This window comes from Pseudomonas sp. GW821-FHT03E01 (genome assembly GCF_059420765.1).
Window position 1 is genome coordinate 1 of record NZ_JBWKUI010000009.1, and the last position, 16,720, is coordinate 16,720.

Sequence of the window (16,720 nt, forward strand, 5' to 3'; positions counted from 1 at the left end):
TTCAACGATGACTCTGACTGTGAAACCGCTTTCGCAGGCAAGCCTCGCTCCTACAGGTCATTCAATAGCCTTCGCAAGCCCTGCGCAGTAATAGCCGCTCCCGCACCACGTCGTAACCCCAGTGGTACACGTAGGTGTACGGCAGGAAAAACAGCAGCACGCCAATGTCCAGCAGGAACGCCTGCCACAGGCTGATCTTCAGCCACCAGGCAATCAACGGCACCCCAAACGCCACCAGCCCGCCTTCGAACAACAGCGCATGCACCACGCGCACCCAAGCGTTACGCACAATGGCGAAGCGCTTGAGCAAGCGGTCGAACAGGCCGTTGAAGACCACGTTCCAGGCCAGGGCAAGGGCTGCAATCGCCACGGTTGCCACGCCCATTTCCAACATGGGTTTGTCCATGATCCAGGCCAGCAGTGGGGTACAGATCAAAACGGCCAGCAGCTCGAAACCGATGGCCTGGAAGATGCGTTCAGTGATGGATTTGTTGGCGTTCATGGCCAGACTCCCTGAGTGACTGTGGTTGCCATGATCTGCCATCGAACCGATACTTCATAACCAATAACCATCGATCAAGGCGATAGTTCATGGCTTCCCACGAAGTGTTGCTGGCGTTTGTAGAGGCCGCGACCCAAGGCTCGTTTTCCGCCGCGGCGCGCAAGCTCGGGCGCAGTCAGTCGACCATCAGCGCCGCCGTGGCGAGCCTGGAAATCGACCTGAACCTTGTCCTCTTCGACCGCAGCAGCCGCAAGCCGAGCCTGACCCCGGCCGGGCACGTCATGCTGCAACGGGCCGAGGAGATTCTGGCCGCCACCAGCCGTCTGGAAATGACCGCCAGCCAACTGTCCCAAGGCATCGAGCCAAAGTTGACCGTGGCGATTTCCGACACTTACCAGTCCGACCGTTTCGAAGCGGCGCTCAGTGCTTTCGAGCAGCGTTACCCGGACCTGGAACTTGAATGCCTGATCGCCGAATGCGATGACCTGGTAGCACTGGTACAACGCGGCCGCGCGCACGTCGCCTTCGCCGAAATGCAGGACAGCTACCCGCCGGACCTGGTCAGTTCGACGGTGGACGAGCGCACGGAAATCGCCCTGTTCGTGTCCCACGCGCACCCATTGGCGACGCTGAACGACATCGATCAGGACGTGCTGCAACAGCACCGCGAACTGCGTCTGGCGACGATCGTCAATCCGTATGAAAGCCGCGCGAAGGGGCGGGTCTGGTCGGCGCCAAGTTACCTGATGCTGCTGGAAATGGCCCAGGGCGGGTTCGGCTGGGCACCGTTGCCGCGATGGCTGGTGGGACGGTTCGGGGCTGGTTCGTTGGTGGAATTGAAAGTGCGCGGCTGGCCGAAACCGGTGTATGTCGATGCGCTGTGGTCGCGTTTGCACCCGCCGGGGCCAGCGGGGAGTTGGTTATTGGGCAAGATGCTGGAATGAAGGTCCTGCGGACCTTATCGCGGGCAAGCCACGCTCCCACAGGATTGAGGCGATCACACCTTTGCGATTCGATACAATCCTGTGGGAGCGTGGCTTGCCCGCGATGGGGCCAGTGAAATCACATCACTCCAACGCCCGGAGCCGTCCCTCGATAAACCGCCGCTCCGGCACCTGCTGTGTCAATTCCAGCGCCCGCTGATACGCCGCTCGCGCCTCTTCCACCCTTCCCAACTGCCGGCAAAACTCTGCCCGTGCCGAATGCGCCAGGTGGTAATCCAGCAACTCGCCCCGGGCCAGAATCCCTTCGATCAACGTCAGCCCGGCCTGCGGGCCATCGCGCCTGGACAGCGCCGCCGCGCGGTTCAGTTCGATCACCGGCGACGGCACCGCCCGCAGCAGCACGTCGTACAGACCGACAATCTGCGCCCAGTCCGTCTCTGCCGCCGAGGGCGCTTCGGCATGCACCGCGGCAATCGCCGCTTGCAGGCAATAAGGTCCGAAGCGCCGTGTCGTCAACGCCCGCTCAATCAAGGCGCAGCCTTCGGCAATCAGCTCGGCGTTCCACAACGAGCGATCCTGTTCATCCAGCACAATCAGCTCACCGCTCGCGGAGGTCCTGGCCGGACGCCGGGACTCATGCAACAGCATCAGCGCCAGCAGCCCCATCACCTCCGGTTCAGGCAACAGCTCCATCAACAACCGACCGAGACGAATCGCTTCGCGCGTCAGGTCTTCACGGATCAGTTCGTTGCCGATGGACGCCGAATACCCTTCGTTGAACACCAGGTAAATCACCCGCAACACGCTGTCGAGTCGCTCGGGCAGTTCCGTCAGGGTGGGCACTTGGTATGGGATTTTCGCGTCACGGATCTTGGCCTTGGCGCGCACGATGCGCTGGGCGATGGTGGCCGGTGCCGAGAGGAATGCCCGGGCGATTTCTTCCGTGGTCAGGTCGCAGACTTCACGCAGGGTCAGCGGCACTTGAGCGTCCGCCGCCAGTGCCGGGTGACAACAGGTGAAGATCAGGCGCAGGCGATCGTCTTCCTCGTCTTCGTCACTCCAGTCGGCCTGTTCCAGCGCCTCCAGTTGAGCGATCAACAACGGCCGGGACGCGTTAAAACGCGCGCGCCGGCGTAACACATCAATGGCCTTGAAACGGCCAGTAGACACCAGCCAGGTACGCGGATTGTCCGGCACGCCGTCGCGCTGCCAGCGCTCGACCGCGACGAAGAACGCCTCGTGCAGCGCTTCTTCGGCGAGATCGAAATCGCCGAGCAAGCGGATCAGGGTCGCCAGGATTCGCCGCGACTCGTCGCGGTAAACCTGCTCGACTTGCGCCCGTACCGATTCGCCCGGCATCAGTCCGGCATGCCTGGGGCCATTTTTCGCTGGACGGATTGCACACTCATAAAAGAACTCCTGTTGTGATAGTTATTCAGACATTTAACTGGCGAACGGGCCGCACCTCGACGCAGCCGACCCGGGCCGCCGGAATGTTACCGGCGACCTGGAGGGCTTCATTGAGGTCCTTGGCATCGATCAGGTAGAAGCCGGCCAACTGCTCCTTGGTTTCAGCGAACGGGCCGTCGGTGATCGACATTTTGCCGTTGCGCATGCGTACGGTGGTCGCTGTCTGCACCGACTCCAGCGCTTCGGCGGCGATCATCCGGCCGCTGCCCTGGATCGACTCGGCATAGGCCATGCACTCGGCGTCGTTGGGGCTTTCGGGCAGCGAGTGCAATTCGTGCTCGTTGCTGTAGACCAGGCATAGATACTTCATGGGACTCTCCATTTCAGGCGGCTTTGCCGTGACCGAACTGATCAACTATGGCTGTCGATTGGCGCTTTGGCGCTGCTTTCCGATAAACAACCCGACCATCAGGGTTCCAGGTTGAACAGCGCCGCGCCGCTGGTCATGTCAAACGGAGCCGACCAGTGTTCGTGGACGATCTGCCAGAGCCCCGCTTCCTGCCGATAGCACGCGGTGACGCGCATCCAGCACGCCTGGGTTTCACCCTTTTCATTGGTGCCGCCGCAATGCGCCAGCCAGTGAGCGAAAGCGATCTCCTGCGACGGCACGACGTTGATTTCATGGAACTCGAAAATATGCGGGCCGGGGCACATCTCCATGCATTCCTGCCAATGCGCACGGTAGGCCGCCTTGCCCTTGAATTGCAGGGCTTTGACGGCATCGAAGGAGACGATGTCGTCGGCGTACAGGGCCATGACCTTTTCCACATCCTTGGCGATGACCGCCTGACGGTAGTTCTCGATCAAGTTATGGATTTGTGTCTGAGCGTTCATGAGGGTTCTCCACGTTTTTTGTTGAAGACACCTTTAGTCGTCTGGCGAAAAGCCAAATCGACAACCGAAATAAAAATAATCCATGGAGGCAAACTCGCTAGAATCCGAGGCTCATTTGTGTTGGAAAAAGGACACTCCAGTGACAGCCCGACTCGTGCCTTACGAAAGCCTGAACGCCTTGCAGCGCCAACAGGTCGAGGCCATCGAAATCCACGCCGAACAAATCAGATTCTCCGGCGACATCCACGGTGCATTGCACACCTTGCTGTCCAAACCGGGCCCTGGCGTCAAAGGCTTTGCCCTGCTGGCCGAAGAGGTTCCGGTGGCCTTCCTGCTGCTCAAGCGCCCGCCAGTGCTGCCGGCCTGGGCTAACGAACACAGTGCCACCCTGCACGCCCTGCAAGTCGATCACCGCGCCCAGGGCAAAGGTTACGGCAAGGCCTGCCTGCAGGCCCTGCCCGAGGTTGCGCGCCAGGCCTGGCCGGAGATCAAGGGGCTGGAGTTGTCGGTGGATGCCGACAATGAATCGGCCATCGCGCTGTATGCCAAATACGGTTTTGTCGACAGCGGCGAAGCGTACAAAGGCCGGATCGGTTACGAACGACGGATGGGACTGGTTTTCTGATTCATGGAGGGATGAACGAATGTTGAATTCAATCGAAGCGCTGGAAGCGATCTACGGCCTGCCCCATGAGCGCGCGGTGCGCAAGCAGATCCCGTTTTTGAACGAGGACTATCAGGCGATGGTCCGCGCTTCGCCGCTGGTGATTATCAGCTCGGTCGGCCCCGACGGCATGGACGGCTCACCGCGCGGCGATACGCCGGGTTTTGTGCGGATCATCGATGAGCGCACGCTGGCGATCCCGGATCGCCCCGGCAACAACCGCATCGACACACTGCGCAATGTCGTGCTCGATTCGCGGGTATCACTGCTGTTCATCATTCCGGGGATCGGCGAGACGTTGCGGGTCAACGGCACGGCGCAGATCAGCGCCGAGCCCGCATTGCTGGAGAGTTTTGCCGTCAATGGCAAACCGGCGCGCACGGTAATGCTGGTGACGGTGGAAGCGGCGTATTTCCATTGTTCGAAAGCGATTGTTCGTTCGGATTTGTGGAACCCCGAGCGCTACCTCGACCGCTCTGCCCTGCCGACCGCCGGCGCGTTTCACAAACGGCTGAACGATGGGCAGTTCGATGCCGAGACGTATGACCGGGAAGCACCGGCCAGGGTGCGCGATAGTCTCTATTAGAGGATTGGTCGTTACCACGCTCTGCGTTGGAACAATCAATCAGAGGGTGAGCACCATCTCATGCCACGCCATCCCGCCATGGTCGGACGCCGAAGGCTTGATATAGACAAACCCAAACCCGGCATACAGCGCAATGTGCCGCTCTTTGCACATCAGGTGGATGCTGGCCTTGTTCAGTGCGCGCATGCGCTGGATGAATTCACCCATCAAGCGTTTTGCCAGGCCTTGCCCCTGATAATCCGGATGCACCACCACCGACATGATCACCACATGCGGGCCGGCCGGGTCGTGGCCGATCAGTTCCTTGAACGCCTCGTCCGACATTTCCACCTCGAACGCCGCACCGGAATTGACGAAACCGGCTACAACGCCATCCACTTCGGCGACGATGAAGCCCTCGGGCCAAGTGGCGATGCGGGTGGCGATTTTCTCGCGGGTGGCGGCTTCGTCGCCTTCGTAGGCAACGGTTTCGATGGCGTAGCAACGGTCCAGGTCAGCGGGAATGACGTGGCGGATGACGGTGTTCATGGCAGCTCGGAATCGGCGGGGAAAGGCTGGGATCATAAATTAATAAGGTGTTCATATCGATCACGACAAGTGCCGTAAAGCCTTCGTATAGGCACTTTCATTGCGCGTCGCCCGGGGCTATTTGTGTTGCCTGTCTCTAGTCACCATGAGGGGAATACACCATGAGCAGCGTCCAAATCGGTCTTCTTATGCTGTTGGGCATCAGCACGTTCGGCTTCGTTTCTTTGGCGATCGACCTGTTGCGGGCGCGACGGGTGAACAAGGGAAAATAGTGCCCGCAGGACATGCAGAGGCGGCCGGTTGAGCCGCCTCTGCAAATGTGATCAGGACTTGATCGGCAGCCAGATTTCCAGCACGCCGGTATTGAGCTTCGGGTTGAAGTCTTCGCTGTAGCGTTCGAACTCCGGGGCATCCGCTGCCTCGTGACCGGACTGCGGCAACCAGGTGTTCCAGATGTACTGAAAGGTCTGGGGCAAGGTATCCAGCGAGCCCTTGTGCTCGAAAACCGCGTAATACTGGGGCTGAATCTCGACCCAGCGGTATTTCTCGGGCAGGTCGTCGAGCTTGCTGATCTCGACACCGGCGATGTATTCGAAACCGCCCTTGCCATCCGGGTTGCAGCAAACGCCGTAGGTCACTTCGCCCTTTTGCCCGGGAACATTGCCGATGTGGGGAACGAATTTATCCCAGAGCTTGGGAATCTTGCCGGCCGTCTCTTGGGTAAATCGTCCGCCAAGCCCCGCTATGAGCATGAAGTGCCCGTGTTCGAAGCGTTGCTCAACCTGATCATCGCGTATTTGCTCATCCATGACTCGACTCCTGGGAACGTAAAAAGTGGGTTCGGCTGGGAGTATAGAGGCCAAACCCGATTCGCCCAGTCAGAGCCCCGGAAGCTGCCCGGCGGTGGGCGCACCGATAAACTCGTTGTAACCCGAAAGAATCACGTACACCGCGAAATAGCAGAAGATCGCGGCCGATGCCATGTAGGAATAACGCAGCAGTTTGTCTCCGAGCAGCTTGCCGCCATGGCTCGCCGCAAAGCACAGCGTGACGCACCAGAGAATTCCCGCACAGAGAAATCCACCGAGAAACAACGCCGAGCTGAGGGTGCCGCCGCCACCGGAACGGGCAATCAGGGTGCCGCCCACCGCGGCGAACCAGAGAATCGCACTGGGCGACGACATGGCGAGGAAAATCCCCCGCAAGAACTCTTTGCGATGGGAGTTGTGGCCAACGTCGGCGGTCTCGGCCAACACCGCACTGTGGTAGATCGCCGAATGAATCATCTTCGCCGCGAAGTACAGCAGCAACGCCGACCCGCCGATCCACAACACCCAACGCACGGTTTCGTATTGCAGCAATACGGTCATGCCGGCCAGTGCCAGCACTGCGTAAATCAGGTCGCCGACGCAAGTCCCCAGCCCCAGGGCAAAACCCTGGAAATAGCCGCGCTGCATCGCCAGCGTGATCATCGCGATATTGGCCACGCCGATGTCCAGGCACAGCGAAAGGCTGAGCAGGAAGCCACTGGTAAATTCCATCAACCCGTTTCCTTCGGAAAAAATTGTTTACGTAGAGGCTGGACAGTTTGCCATACCTGCCCTTACATTCCGCCACAGGCCACCGCAGTGGCCAGCGTCGCTCGGACGGTTCCGGGCGCTTACGTTATTCGAGGCAACAATGGCCGAACAAGGTTCGCCGCGCCGCTTTGCGCGCATAGATCGACTCCCCCCTTACGTTTTCAACATCACTGCCGAGCTGAAGATGGCCGCCCGTCGTCGTGGCGAAGACATCATCGACTTGAGCATGGGCAACCCCGACGGCGCCACGCCGCCGCACATCGTCGAAAAACTGGTCACCGTCGCCCAGCGCGAAGACACCCACGGCTACTCCACGTCCAAAGGGATTCCGCGCCTGCGCCGGGCGATTTCCAATTGGTACAAGGATCGCTACCAGGTTGATATCGACCCGGAAAACGAAGCCATCGTCACCATCGGTTCCAAGGAAGGCCTGGCGCATTTGATGCTGGCCACCCTCGACCAGGGCGACACCGTGCTGGTGCCGAACCCGAGCTACCCGATTCACATCTACGGTGCCGTGATTGCCGGCGCCCAGGTGCGGTCGGTGCCGCTGATCCCTGGCGTGGATTTCTTCGCCGAGCTGGAACGGGCGATTCGCGGTTCGATCCCGAAACCGAAAATGATGATCCTGGGCTTTCCGTCCAACCCCACCGCCCAGTGCGTGGAGCTGGACTTCTTCGAGCGGGTGATCGCCCTCGCCAAACAGTACGACGTTCTGGTGGTGCACGACCTGGCCTACGCCGACATCGTCTACGACGGCTGGAAAGCCCCGTCGATCATGCAAGTGCCCGGCGCCAAGGACATCGCGGTGGAGTTTTTCACCCTGTCCAAGAGCTACAACATGGCGGGCTGGCGCATCGGCTTCATGGTCGGTAACCCGGAGCTGGTCAACGCTCTGGCGCGGATCAAGAGCTACCACGACTACGGCACCTTCACCCCGCTGCAGGTCGCGGCCATTGCGGCGCTGGAAGGCGATCAGCAATGCGTGCGCGACATTGCCGAACAGTATCGCCAGCGTCGCAACGTGCTGGTCAAAGGCTTGCATGAATTGGGCTGGATGGTCGAGAACCCGAAGGCGTCGATGTATGTCTGGGCCAAGATTCCCGAGGCTTATGCACACCTGGGCTCGCTGGAATTCGCCAAGAAACTGCTGGCCGAGGCCAAGGTCTGCGTCTCGCCGGGTGTCGGGTTTGGTGAGTACGGGGACGATCATGTGCGCTTCGCGCTGATCGAAAACCAGGACCGGATTCGTCAGGCTGTACGCGGGATTCGCGGGATGTTCCGGGCGGATGGGTTGGTCACCAAAACCAACGCCTGACACACAAAACCCTGTGAGAACAAACATCTGTGGCGAGGGAGCTTGCTCCCGCTGGGGCGCGAAGCGGCCCCAAAACCAATCACCATGTTTTTTTCAGATAGAACACGGTGGACGGATTTACGACTGCTACGCAGCCGAGCGGGAGCAAGCTCCCTCGCCACAAAAAGCTTGCTCGACATTGGGTTAGATCTCACCCACAAAAAAACCGCATCGCTGCGGTTTTTTTGTGTTGGCCGTTTGTGTCAGACGAACAACGACAGCAGCAGGATAAAGCCCAGGCCTACCACGGACAGGATGGTTTCCATCGCGGTCCAGGTCTTGAAGGTTTCCGCCACGGTCATGTTGAAGTACTGCTTCACCAGCCAGAAACCGGCGTCGTTGACGTGGGACAGGATCAACGAACCGGCACCGGTGGCCAGTACCAGCAGCTCACGGTTCACGCCCGGAATCATCCCCACTACCGGCACCACGATGCCAGCGCCAGTGATGGTCGCCACGGTTGCCGAACCGGTTGCGATGCGAATCACCGCGGCTACCAGCCAGGCCAGCAGGATCGGCGAGATCTGAGCCGCCACCGCCATGTGACCGATCACATCACCTACACCGCTGGTCACCAGCATCTGCTTGAAGCCGCCACCGGCACCGATGATCAGGATGATCGCGGCAGTCGGCGCAAGGCTCGAGTCCAGCCATTTGAGCATCTGTTGCGAACCGATGCCCTGCTTGTAGCCGAAGGTGTACAGCGACAGCAGCAATGCCAGCAGGAGGGCCGAGATCGGGTGACCGATCAGGTCCATGAAGGTGCGGAAGAAGTTGCCATCCGGCAGCACCACATCGGCAAAGGTCTTGAGCAGCATCAGGAACACGGGCGACAGCACGGTGACCAGGGTAATGCCGAAGCTCGGCAGATCGGCGGAATCCGACTCCCGCGCCAGTTGGTCCACCAGTTCCTGATTCGGATGACCGGGAATGTGCTTGGCAATGAACGTACCGTAGATCGGACCGGCGATGATGGCAGTCGGCAGCGCAACGATCAGGCCGTAGAGAATGGTTTTACCAATGTCGGCACCGAACACGCCGATCGCCAGCAGCGGACCCGGGTGCGGAGGAACCAGACCGTGCACGGCGGACAGACCGGCCAGCAGCGGGATACCGATCTTGATGATCGACACGCCGGTACGACGGGCGACGATGAACACCAGCGGGATCAGCAGCACGAAGCCGATTTCGAAGAACAGCGGGATGCCGACCAGGAAGGCCGCGAACATCATGGCCCACTGCACCTTGTCCTTGCCGAAGGCCCGAATCAGGGTCTGGGCGATCTGATCCGCCCCGCCGGACTCGGCCATCATTTTGCCGAGCATGGTGCCCAGCGCCAGAATGATCCCGACGAAACCGAGAACGCCGCCGAAACCATCCTGGAACGCCTTGATGATGGTGCCGATCGGCATGCCGGAGGTCAGCCCGAGGAACGCGGCGGCGATGATCAATGCAATGAACGGGTGAAACTTGAACTTGGTGATCAGGACAATCAAGCCGATCACCGTGACCACTGCATCGAGCAGCAGAAACGACTCGTGGGACATGCCAAACATGGGGGGTGTCTCCTGTTTGTTGTTGTTATTAAAGCGATTAATCAGAAGCCGTCAGGACAGCGCTATCTTTTGCAGCAAAACTCAACTGGCGAGTTTCAGGCCGTGATCGAGCCACCAACGGTGGGCCTGAGCGGCCAATTCGTCGACGCTGTAACTTGAAGCATCCAGAGCCAGGGTCAGGGGCTCACCAACGGGCGATTCAAGGGTGGCGAACTGGCTGTCGATCAGGGTCGACGGCATGAAGTGGCCCGGCCGATGGGAGGCACGATCGGCGGCGACTTCAGGGGTCAACTCAAGGAACACAAAGCCCAGGCCCGGCAAGGCACTGCGCAAGCGTTCGCGGTAACTGTGTTTGAGGGCCGAACAGGTCAGCACCGGGCGCTCGCCACGGGCGTCGACGCGGCGCAGTTCATCGCACAGGCTGTCGAGCCAGCCGGCACGGTCTTCGTCGTTCAGGGGGATACCCGCGCTCATCTTTTCGATATTGGCGGCAGGGTGAAAAGTGTCGCCTTCAATGGCGGTGGCGCCGCTGAGCTGGCACAGGGCCTGGCTGACACACGTCTTGCCGCAACCGGCAACGCCCATGATGACCAGGGCGGTGATGGAATGATTCATGTAACACCTCAGCGCGCAGACAGCGCTACCTTTGCTACGTAAAACTCTAGTGCAAAAGCAGATGTTGCCGACGCCTTCTTGTCATTTTTGTGGGTTGCAGCATGTTCGTTCTCGATGCCGAAAAGCGAGGATCAGGCAAACCCCGCTCACGCATTTGCAGCTGCATCGAGACAGCGCTACCTTAGTGCCTTGAATTTTGTTTGGCAAGCCGTCCGATGAATACCCCTAAAAACGATAAAAATACACGAACCACTGGCCGTCCTACCCTCAACGAAGTCGCGCGCCTGGCCGGTGTCAGCCCGATTACCGCCTCCCGCGCCCTGCGTGGCGTCAGCACGGTGGCCACCGAACTGGTGGAAAAAGTCCAGAAGGCTGCCCTCGAGTTGAACTACGTGGTCAACCCCGCCGCCCGCGCTCTGGCCTCGGCGCAGAGCCATTCCGTCGTGGTGTTGGTACCGTCATTATCCAACCTGCTGTTCATCGACACGCTGGAAGCCATTCATCAGGTTTTGCGACCAAAGGGCTTCGAAGTGCTGATCGGTAACTTCCATTACTCGCGCGATGAAGAAGAAAACCTGCTGCGCAACTACATGGCTTATCAGCCGCGCGGCTTGCTGCTGACCGGTTTCGACCGCACCGAAAGTTCGCGGCGGATGATCGAGGCCAGCAACATTCCCTGCGTCTACATGATGGAACTGGACAGTGCGGCGGGACTCAATTGCGTCGGTTTTTCGCAACTGGCCGCCGGCGAAACGGCGGCCGAGCATTTGCTGTCGCGCGGTCGCAAACGCCTGGCTTATATCGGAGCGCAGCTGGATCAGCGCACGTTGCTGCGGGGCGAAGGTTTCCGTCGTGCGCTGCAAAAGGCCGGGCGCTACGACCCGGATCTGGAAGTGTTGACGCCACGGGCCTCATCGGTCGGACTCGGTGGCGAACTGTTCCTGCAATTGCTGGCTGCGCATCCAGACCTCGATGCGATCTTCTTCGGCAACGACGACCTGGCCCAGGGCGCACTGCTCGAAGCCTTGCGCTGCGGCATCAAAATCCCCGAACAGGTGGCGATCCTCGGCTTCAACGACCTGCCCATGTCCGAACACATGGTGCCGCGCCTGAGTAGCATCAATACGCCTCGAGAGGCCATTGGCCGTCGTTCGGCCGAGTTGATGCTGACCTTGATGGCCGGCAATTCGGTGGCCAAACCGGTGCAGGACATGGGGTTTGAATTGAAGGTGCGCGAGAGCACCTGATACGCAATCGTCCCTTTGCTCGTGCTAGATTCCCGGCACCTGTAACAGCAAACGGAGAAGCTCAATGGGACATGCGCTGAAGATTTTGGGTCGGGCCTCGTCAATCAACGTCAGAAAGGTCCTGTGGGCCTGCGACGAACTGGGCGTTTCCTACGAACGGGAAGACTGGGGCAGCGGTTTTGCCTCGACCCAGAGTCCGGAGTTTCTCCAGCTCAACCCTAACGCACAGGTGCCGGTGCTCATCGACGAAGCCGGCGTGCTGTGGGAGTCCAACACCATCTGCCGCTATCTGGCCGGCAAATACCAAAACACCGATCTGTTGCCCATCGAGCCGGCGGCGCGCGCTCGCGTGGAACAGTGGATGGATTGGCAAGCCACCGAACTCAATCCGTCCTGGGGCTACGCCTTTTTTGCGCTGGTGCGGCAATTGCCGAACTTCCAGGACGCGCAGCGGATCGCCGATGGCGTTCGCGGCTGGAACGCGAAAATGGGCATCCTTGAACAACAACTCGCGTCGACCGGTGCGTATGTCGCCGGACCTCGGTTCACCCTGGCCGATATCCTCATCGGCTTGTCGGTCAACCGCTGGCGGATGACCCCGATGGAGCGCCCGGACTATCCCGCCGTCGACGCGTATTGCCAACGACTGGCATTGCGACCGGGGTTCATGGAACACGCCTGCAACGGCGTGCCATAACGCCAAACCCGCTCCCTCTGCCCTTCCATAAAAAGAGAACCCCATGAACGGACTCAACGTACTGCTGACCGGCGCCTGCGGCAGAATCGGCAAAACCTTTTTTGAAGCTTCGCAGGACCGCTACACCTTCGTGCTGACGGATCGCATCGAGCCCGACTTCAATGTCGAAGCACCGCATCGCTTTGTACGCCTGGACCTGTCCGACCTCACCGCCATAAGCAAAGTGCTGAAAGGCATCGACGTCATTGTGCATCTGGCCGGCATCCCTCACGCCACCGCCTCTTTCGATGAGTTACTGCCCAACAATATTCTGGCCACCACTTACCTGTTCGAAGCCGCCGTGGCTGCGGGTTGTAAACGATTGGTGTTCGCCAGCAGCGCGCAGACCATCGAGGGCTATCCGGTGGACCGGCAGATCACACCGGGCATGCAGGTGATGCCGGCCAATCTGTATGGCGTCAGCAAGTGTTATGGCGAAGCCTTGTGTGCGTTCTACGCTGCCAAACACAACCTCTCGAGCATTGCCATACGCATCGGCGCTTTCGAGTTTGCGGACCGTCACGAATTGACCAACGCTCGCGACCTGAGTGCATGGCTCAGCCCTCGTGATGCAGTGCAGTTGCTGCAACTCTCTGTGGAGGTCGAAGGTGTGCAACACCTGATCGCCCACGGTATCTCCAATAACCGTTTCAAACGCCTGGACCTCAGTGAAACTACCCGGGTGTTGGGTTATAGGCCGGTGGACGATGCATTTCAGGAGTTCGACATTCCCATTGGGTTTCCTTGACGGTGCGTCTCCAGAATCCGGGCAACGTGGTTCTTGCGCTGTAGCCTGAGGTCGGTCGACCTCTGCCGCTCGGCGGCAAGGGTTGATCGCCCTCCTTTTCAGTTCCCGGACGAATCAGCCGATAACTGATGTTCTGCGAGCATCCTCAGCAGCGCCCGCACCGCCGCCGAAGGTTCTTTGTCGGGCGCGACCACCAAGGCAAACTCCCGGTCGATGCGCGGCGTCACCGGCACTATCCGCAAGCCTTGGCGATGAGTCGGCAGGGTCATTTCCGGCACCACGGTCACGCCGATGTTTTCCCGCACCAGGGTGAACGCACTGCTCCACTCACGCACCTCGGCCCGCACATCCAGCAGTTGCAACCCGGCATCAGCCGCCAAGCTGCGGGCATTGGTCGAACACCCGCCCGTGGCCAGCACAAAGGGTTGCTCCGCCAGTTCCGCCAGTGAGACGCCCTCTTCATTCGAGCGGCGCGCCAAAGGATGGCCACCGGGCAGAACCGCCACCCAGGCATCACGCCCCAAACGCCCGGCATTGCGCGCAGGTGCCGGGTTCAACGCCACACCGACATCCACCAACCCGGCACTGAGCAACGTTTCCACTTCATCGTCGCTGACCTCCAGCGCCACCACTTGAATGCCGGGATACAGCCGATTGAACTGGCGCAACAGTGGCGGCAGGAACGTCGTCAGCACCATAGGGAAACTGGCCAGACGAATCGTCCCGCGCTGGATGCCTTTAGCGGCGTCGACGGTGCTGCGGATGTTTTCCAGGGCACCGAGCATGGTTCGTGCCTGTTCGATCACCGGCAAGCCGATGGCGGTCGGCAAGGTCTGGCGGTTTTCCCGGCTGAACAGCTGAACGCCCAGGGTTTCTTCAATCAAGGCCAGTGCCTGGCTGGCACCGGATTGGGTTATGCCGACCCGTTCAGCGGCGCGGGTAATGTTGCCGGTATCGGCCACCGCCACCACCATTCGCCAATGCATCAAGTTCATCATGGCAGTAGCTTTCCTTATGGCAGTTTTCTGAAAGATTAATTTTACCGAGGGTGCCGCGCACTATGACACTGGCGCAAATCCGCAACCAGAGCCCTGCCCATGAAGTTGTATTACATCCCGCAAGCCTGCTCATTGGCGCCGCACATTGTGCTGCGCGAACTGGAGCTGCCGTTCGAGTTGGTCCGCGTCGACAACAGCAGCAAGAAAACCGTCACCGGCGATGACTTCCTCGCCATTAACCCCAAAGGCTACGTCGCGGCATTGCAGCTGGATAACGGCGATGTGCTGACCGAAGGCCCGGCGATCCTGCAGTACCTGGCGGATCTGCACCCGGAGGCAAACCTGGCACCGGCGAGCGGAACGTTCGAGCGGGTGCGGTTACAGGAATGGCTGAACTTCGTTTCGACCGAGATTCATGGCGGGCTGGGTTGGCTGTTCAATCCGCAGTTTGCGGACGAGGTGAAGGCGCTCATCAAAGAGAAACTGTTCAAGCGCTTTGCCGTGTTGAGCCGGACGCTGGAGCGGCAGGACTACTTGATGGCCGGCGGGTTCAGCATTGCCGATGCGTATCTGTTTACGGTGTTGCGTTGGGCTCGGCTGTTTGCGATTGATCTGGATGATTGGCCGGCGTTGGCGCGCTTTCAGGCGCGGGTTGATCAGCGGCCGAGCGTGAAAGCGACATTGGCGGCGGAGTTGGTGTAAGGCTTTAGATCGCTTCGCGGGCAAGCCCGCGATAGCTATCTATCAAACACCGCTGAACTACAAACTCGCACTCACTTTGCTCGCCACCTCACCCGGCACCCAGCCCTTCCACACTTGCGGCTGATCGCGCAAAAACGCTTCGGCGACCTGACGCGGTTGCTGGCGTTTTTCGCTCATCTGCCCCAGGGTCTGGTTCAGCAGATCGATCGGCAAATCGACCTTTTCGAAGAACGCCACCAGGTCCGGGTACTGCGCCTTGAACGGTGCCGACACGCCGATGGCCAGGCTGGCCGGCATCGAACGCGTGCCCTTGGGGTTCGGATGGTTGGCATCGGCCAGGGTTTTCCAGGCTTGCGCGTCGAACGGTGGCTCTTCGAGTTTCACCAATTTGAAGCGGCCCAACAGTGGCGTCGGCGACCAGTAGTAGAACAGCACCGGTTTGCCCCGGCGGATCGATGAAGCGACCTCGGCATCCAGCGCCGCGCCGGAACCGGTGCGGAAGTTCACGTAGCTGGCGGTCAAGTCATAGGCCTTGAGTTTCTGGCTGTTGACGATCTCCGACGTCCAGCCGGTCGGGCTGTTGAGGAAGCGTCCGCGGCTTGGGTCTTCGGGGTCGCGGAATACGTCCTTGTAGCGAGTCAGGTCGGCGACGGATTTCAGCTCCGGCGCCAAGGGTTTAATGCCGCGTTCCGGGTCGCCCTTGATCACGTATTCCGGCACCCACCAGCCTTCGGTGGCGCCTTTGACGGTATCGCCCAAACCAAACACTTTGCCCTCCGATGCCGCCTTGACCCAGGCCGGACTGCGCCCGGCCCACTCTTCGCCGATCACCTGGATGTCGTTCTTGGCCAACGCGGCTTCGAGGCTGACGGTGCTGCCGGGCAAGGTGTCGGTTGGGTAGCCATAACCTTTCTCGACGATCAGCCGCAGGATCTCGGTGATCAGGCTGCCGCTTTCCCAGGTGATGTCGCCGAAATGGATGGGTGTGGCTTTTTCTGCGGCGGGAACATGGCCAGCCACAAGGCTCAGGGCCAGCAGCGAACTGCCGAGCAGGGTTTTGATCGATCTCATGCGGACCTCCGGGTCTGGGGTGTTCGGTTCAAGGACGTTCGGTTCAGGGGTTCGTTGGCGCTGTGCAGCGTGCACAGCGCCTGGGAACGGGTCATGTAGACGCTGACCGAACGCTGGGAAATGCCCAGTTCGGCGGCAATTTGTGGGTAGGTCAGGCCGTCGACTCGCGACAGCAGAAACGTTGCCCTGACCTGGCCCGGCAGGCGGTCGAGGGTTCGATCCAGGTGCTTCAGAGTCTGGGAGAACTGCGCCAGGTCTTCAGGCGATGGCCCGCCAATCGGATCAGTCGGCAGTAACTGCTCGAGGTGTTGGCGTTCCAGATCCCGATGGCGCCACAGCTGATAAATCAATCGCTGGGCGATGGTAGTGAGTAAGGCGCGGGGTTCGCGAATCGGCGTCAGGCCTGGCGACTCGAGCAATTGCACGAAGGTTTCGGCGGCAATGTCTTCGACACTGGGACTGGTTCCCAGATATCGGCGCAGACGTGTGCACAGCCAGGTGTAGTGGGCGCGGAACAATCCGCCCACGTCGTTGCGATGGGAAACGTCGGCGCCGGACATAGGGGCTCCTTGGGTTAGGGGT

The 16,720-nt window shown here is 60.2% G+C and carries 20 protein-coding genes; 8 read left to right on the top strand and 12 right to left on the bottom strand.

What is annotated here, in order from left to right; all coding sequences use genetic code 11:
* Positions 1-61: 61 nt before the first annotated feature.
* A complete protein-coding gene (locus AC07VO_RS16225; protein ID WP_086944527.1) occupies positions 62-502 on the bottom strand; it encodes a multidrug/biocide efflux PACE transporter in 441 nt (146 codons plus the stop codon).
* Positions 503-591: 89 nt separating this feature from the next.
* Between AC07VO_RS16225 and AC07VO_RS16230 the strand changes: the two genes are divergently transcribed.
* The gene (locus tag AC07VO_RS16230) at positions 592-1,446 is read left to right on the top strand and encodes a LysR family transcriptional regulator (RefSeq protein ID WP_018926428.1); all 855 of its coding nucleotides are present in this window, start codon (positions 592-594) and stop codon (positions 1,444-1,446) included.
* 123 nt (positions 1,447-1,569) lie between these two features.
* Here the strand turns inward: AC07VO_RS16230 and AC07VO_RS16235 are convergent, their stop codons facing one another.
* From AC07VO_RS16235 to AC07VO_RS16245, 3 genes are all read right to left on the bottom strand, one after another.
* Complete coding sequence (locus tag AC07VO_RS16235) at positions 1,570-2,805, bottom strand: RNA polymerase sigma factor (protein ID WP_495007607.1); 1,236 nt, start codon at positions 2,803-2,805, stop codon at positions 1,570-1,572.
* Positions 2,806-2,881: 76 nt separating this feature from the next.
* Entirely contained in the window at positions 2,882-3,226 is a 345-nt protein-coding gene (locus AC07VO_RS16240) for a YciI family protein (RefSeq protein WP_019651728.1), read from the bottom strand.
* Positions 3,227-3,324: 98 nt separating this feature from the next.
* Positions 3,325-3,750 (bottom strand): YybH family protein, encoded by a 426-nt coding sequence (locus tag AC07VO_RS16245; RefSeq protein ID WP_018926431.1) that lies wholly within the window; start codon positions 3,748-3,750, stop codon positions 3,325-3,327.
* A gap of 139 nt (positions 3,751-3,889) precedes the next feature.
* Here AC07VO_RS16245 and AC07VO_RS16250 point away from each other — a divergent pair, with 139 nt between their 5' ends.
* Both AC07VO_RS16250 and AC07VO_RS16255 read left to right on the top strand, forming a co-directional pair.
* Positions 3,890-4,375 carry a GNAT family N-acetyltransferase gene (locus AC07VO_RS16250; RefSeq protein WP_495007608.1) on the top strand — a complete coding sequence of 162 codons (486 nt, stop codon included), beginning with the start codon at positions 3,890-3,892 and terminating at the stop codon, positions 4,373-4,375.
* A gap of 19 nt (positions 4,376-4,394) precedes the next feature.
* Positions 4,395-5,000 carry a pyridoxamine 5'-phosphate oxidase family protein gene (locus tag AC07VO_RS16255; RefSeq protein ID WP_007934805.1) on the top strand — a complete coding sequence of 202 codons (606 nt, stop codon included), beginning with the start codon at positions 4,395-4,397 and terminating at the stop codon, positions 4,998-5,000.
* A 39-nt stretch (positions 5,001-5,039) separates the two neighbouring features.
* Here the strand turns inward: AC07VO_RS16255 and AC07VO_RS16260 are convergent, their stop codons facing one another.
* The 3 genes from AC07VO_RS16260 to AC07VO_RS16270 all read right to left on the bottom strand — a co-directional run bounded on the left by AC07VO_RS16260 (position 5,040) and on the right by AC07VO_RS16270 (position 7,069).
* Positions 5,040-5,528 carry a GNAT family N-acetyltransferase gene (locus AC07VO_RS16260; protein WP_018926433.1) on the bottom strand — a complete coding sequence of 163 codons (489 nt, stop codon included), beginning with the start codon at positions 5,526-5,528 and terminating at the stop codon, positions 5,040-5,042.
* Between the two features lie 323 nt (positions 5,529-5,851).
* Positions 5,852-6,337: a GyrI-like domain-containing protein gene (locus AC07VO_RS16265; RefSeq protein ID WP_064616409.1), complete on the bottom strand. Its 486-nt coding sequence runs from the start codon at positions 6,335-6,337 to the stop codon at positions 5,852-5,854.
* A gap of 69 nt (positions 6,338-6,406) precedes the next feature.
* A complete protein-coding gene (locus tag AC07VO_RS16270; RefSeq protein ID WP_064616407.1) occupies positions 6,407-7,069 on the bottom strand; it encodes a LysE family translocator in 663 nt (220 codons plus the stop codon).
* A 139-nt stretch (positions 7,070-7,208) separates the two neighbouring features.
* Here AC07VO_RS16270 and alaC point away from each other — a divergent pair, with 139 nt between their 5' ends.
* Positions 7,209-8,426, top strand: coding sequence for an alanine transaminase (alaC, locus tag AC07VO_RS16275; protein ID WP_018926437.1), 1,218 nt, complete (start codon positions 7,209-7,211; stop codon positions 8,424-8,426).
* Between the two features lie 242 nt (positions 8,427-8,668).
* Here alaC and AC07VO_RS16280 read toward each other — a convergent pair whose 3' ends face one another.
* Positions 8,669-10,021, bottom strand: coding sequence for a GntP family permease (locus tag AC07VO_RS16280; RefSeq protein ID WP_018926438.1), 1,353 nt, complete (start codon positions 10,019-10,021; stop codon positions 8,669-8,671).
* 81 nt (positions 10,022-10,102) lie between these two features.
* Complete coding sequence (locus AC07VO_RS16285; protein ID WP_495007609.1) at positions 10,103-10,636, bottom strand: gluconokinase; 534 nt, start codon at positions 10,634-10,636, stop codon at positions 10,103-10,105.
* Positions 10,637-10,851: 215 nt separating this feature from the next.
* Between AC07VO_RS16285 and gntR the strand changes: the two genes are divergently transcribed.
* From gntR to AC07VO_RS16300, 3 genes are all read left to right on the top strand, one after another.
* Positions 10,852-11,883 carry an HTH-type transcriptional regulator GntR gene (gntR, locus tag AC07VO_RS16290; protein WP_018926440.1) on the top strand — a complete coding sequence of 344 codons (1,032 nt, stop codon included), beginning with the start codon at positions 10,852-10,854 and terminating at the stop codon, positions 11,881-11,883.
* 64 nt (positions 11,884-11,947) lie between these two features.
* Positions 11,948-12,580: a glutathione S-transferase family protein gene (locus AC07VO_RS16295; RefSeq protein WP_018926441.1), complete on the top strand. Its 633-nt coding sequence runs from the start codon at positions 11,948-11,950 to the stop codon at positions 12,578-12,580.
* A gap of 43 nt (positions 12,581-12,623) precedes the next feature.
* Entirely contained in the window at positions 12,624-13,367 is a 744-nt protein-coding gene (locus AC07VO_RS16300) for an NAD-dependent epimerase/dehydratase family protein (RefSeq protein WP_495007610.1), read from the top strand.
* 98 nt (positions 13,368-13,465) lie between these two features.
* On the opposite strand, the gene AC07VO_RS16305 is transcribed toward AC07VO_RS16300, so the two are convergent.
* Positions 13,466-14,365 (bottom strand): LysR family transcriptional regulator, encoded by a 900-nt coding sequence (locus AC07VO_RS16305; protein WP_018926443.1) that lies wholly within the window; start codon positions 14,363-14,365, stop codon positions 13,466-13,468.
* A 99-nt stretch (positions 14,366-14,464) separates the two neighbouring features.
* On the opposite strand from AC07VO_RS16305, the gene gstA reads away from it, so the two are divergent.
* Positions 14,465-15,067 (top strand): glutathione transferase GstA, encoded by a 603-nt coding sequence (gene gstA, locus AC07VO_RS16310; protein WP_192351725.1) that lies wholly within the window; start codon positions 14,465-14,467, stop codon positions 15,065-15,067.
* Between the two features lie 57 nt (positions 15,068-15,124).
* On the opposite strand, the gene AC07VO_RS16315 is transcribed toward gstA, so the two are convergent.
* Positions 15,125-16,138, bottom strand: coding sequence for an ABC transporter substrate-binding protein (locus tag AC07VO_RS16315; protein WP_495007611.1), 1,014 nt, complete (start codon positions 16,136-16,138; stop codon positions 15,125-15,127).
* A complete protein-coding gene (locus AC07VO_RS16320) occupies positions 16,135-16,698 on the bottom strand; it encodes a sigma-70 family RNA polymerase sigma factor (protein ID WP_192379714.1) in 564 nt (187 codons plus the stop codon). The genes AC07VO_RS16315 and AC07VO_RS16320 overlap by 4 nt, the downstream gene beginning before the upstream one ends.
* Positions 16,699-16,720: the final 22 nt, after the last annotated feature.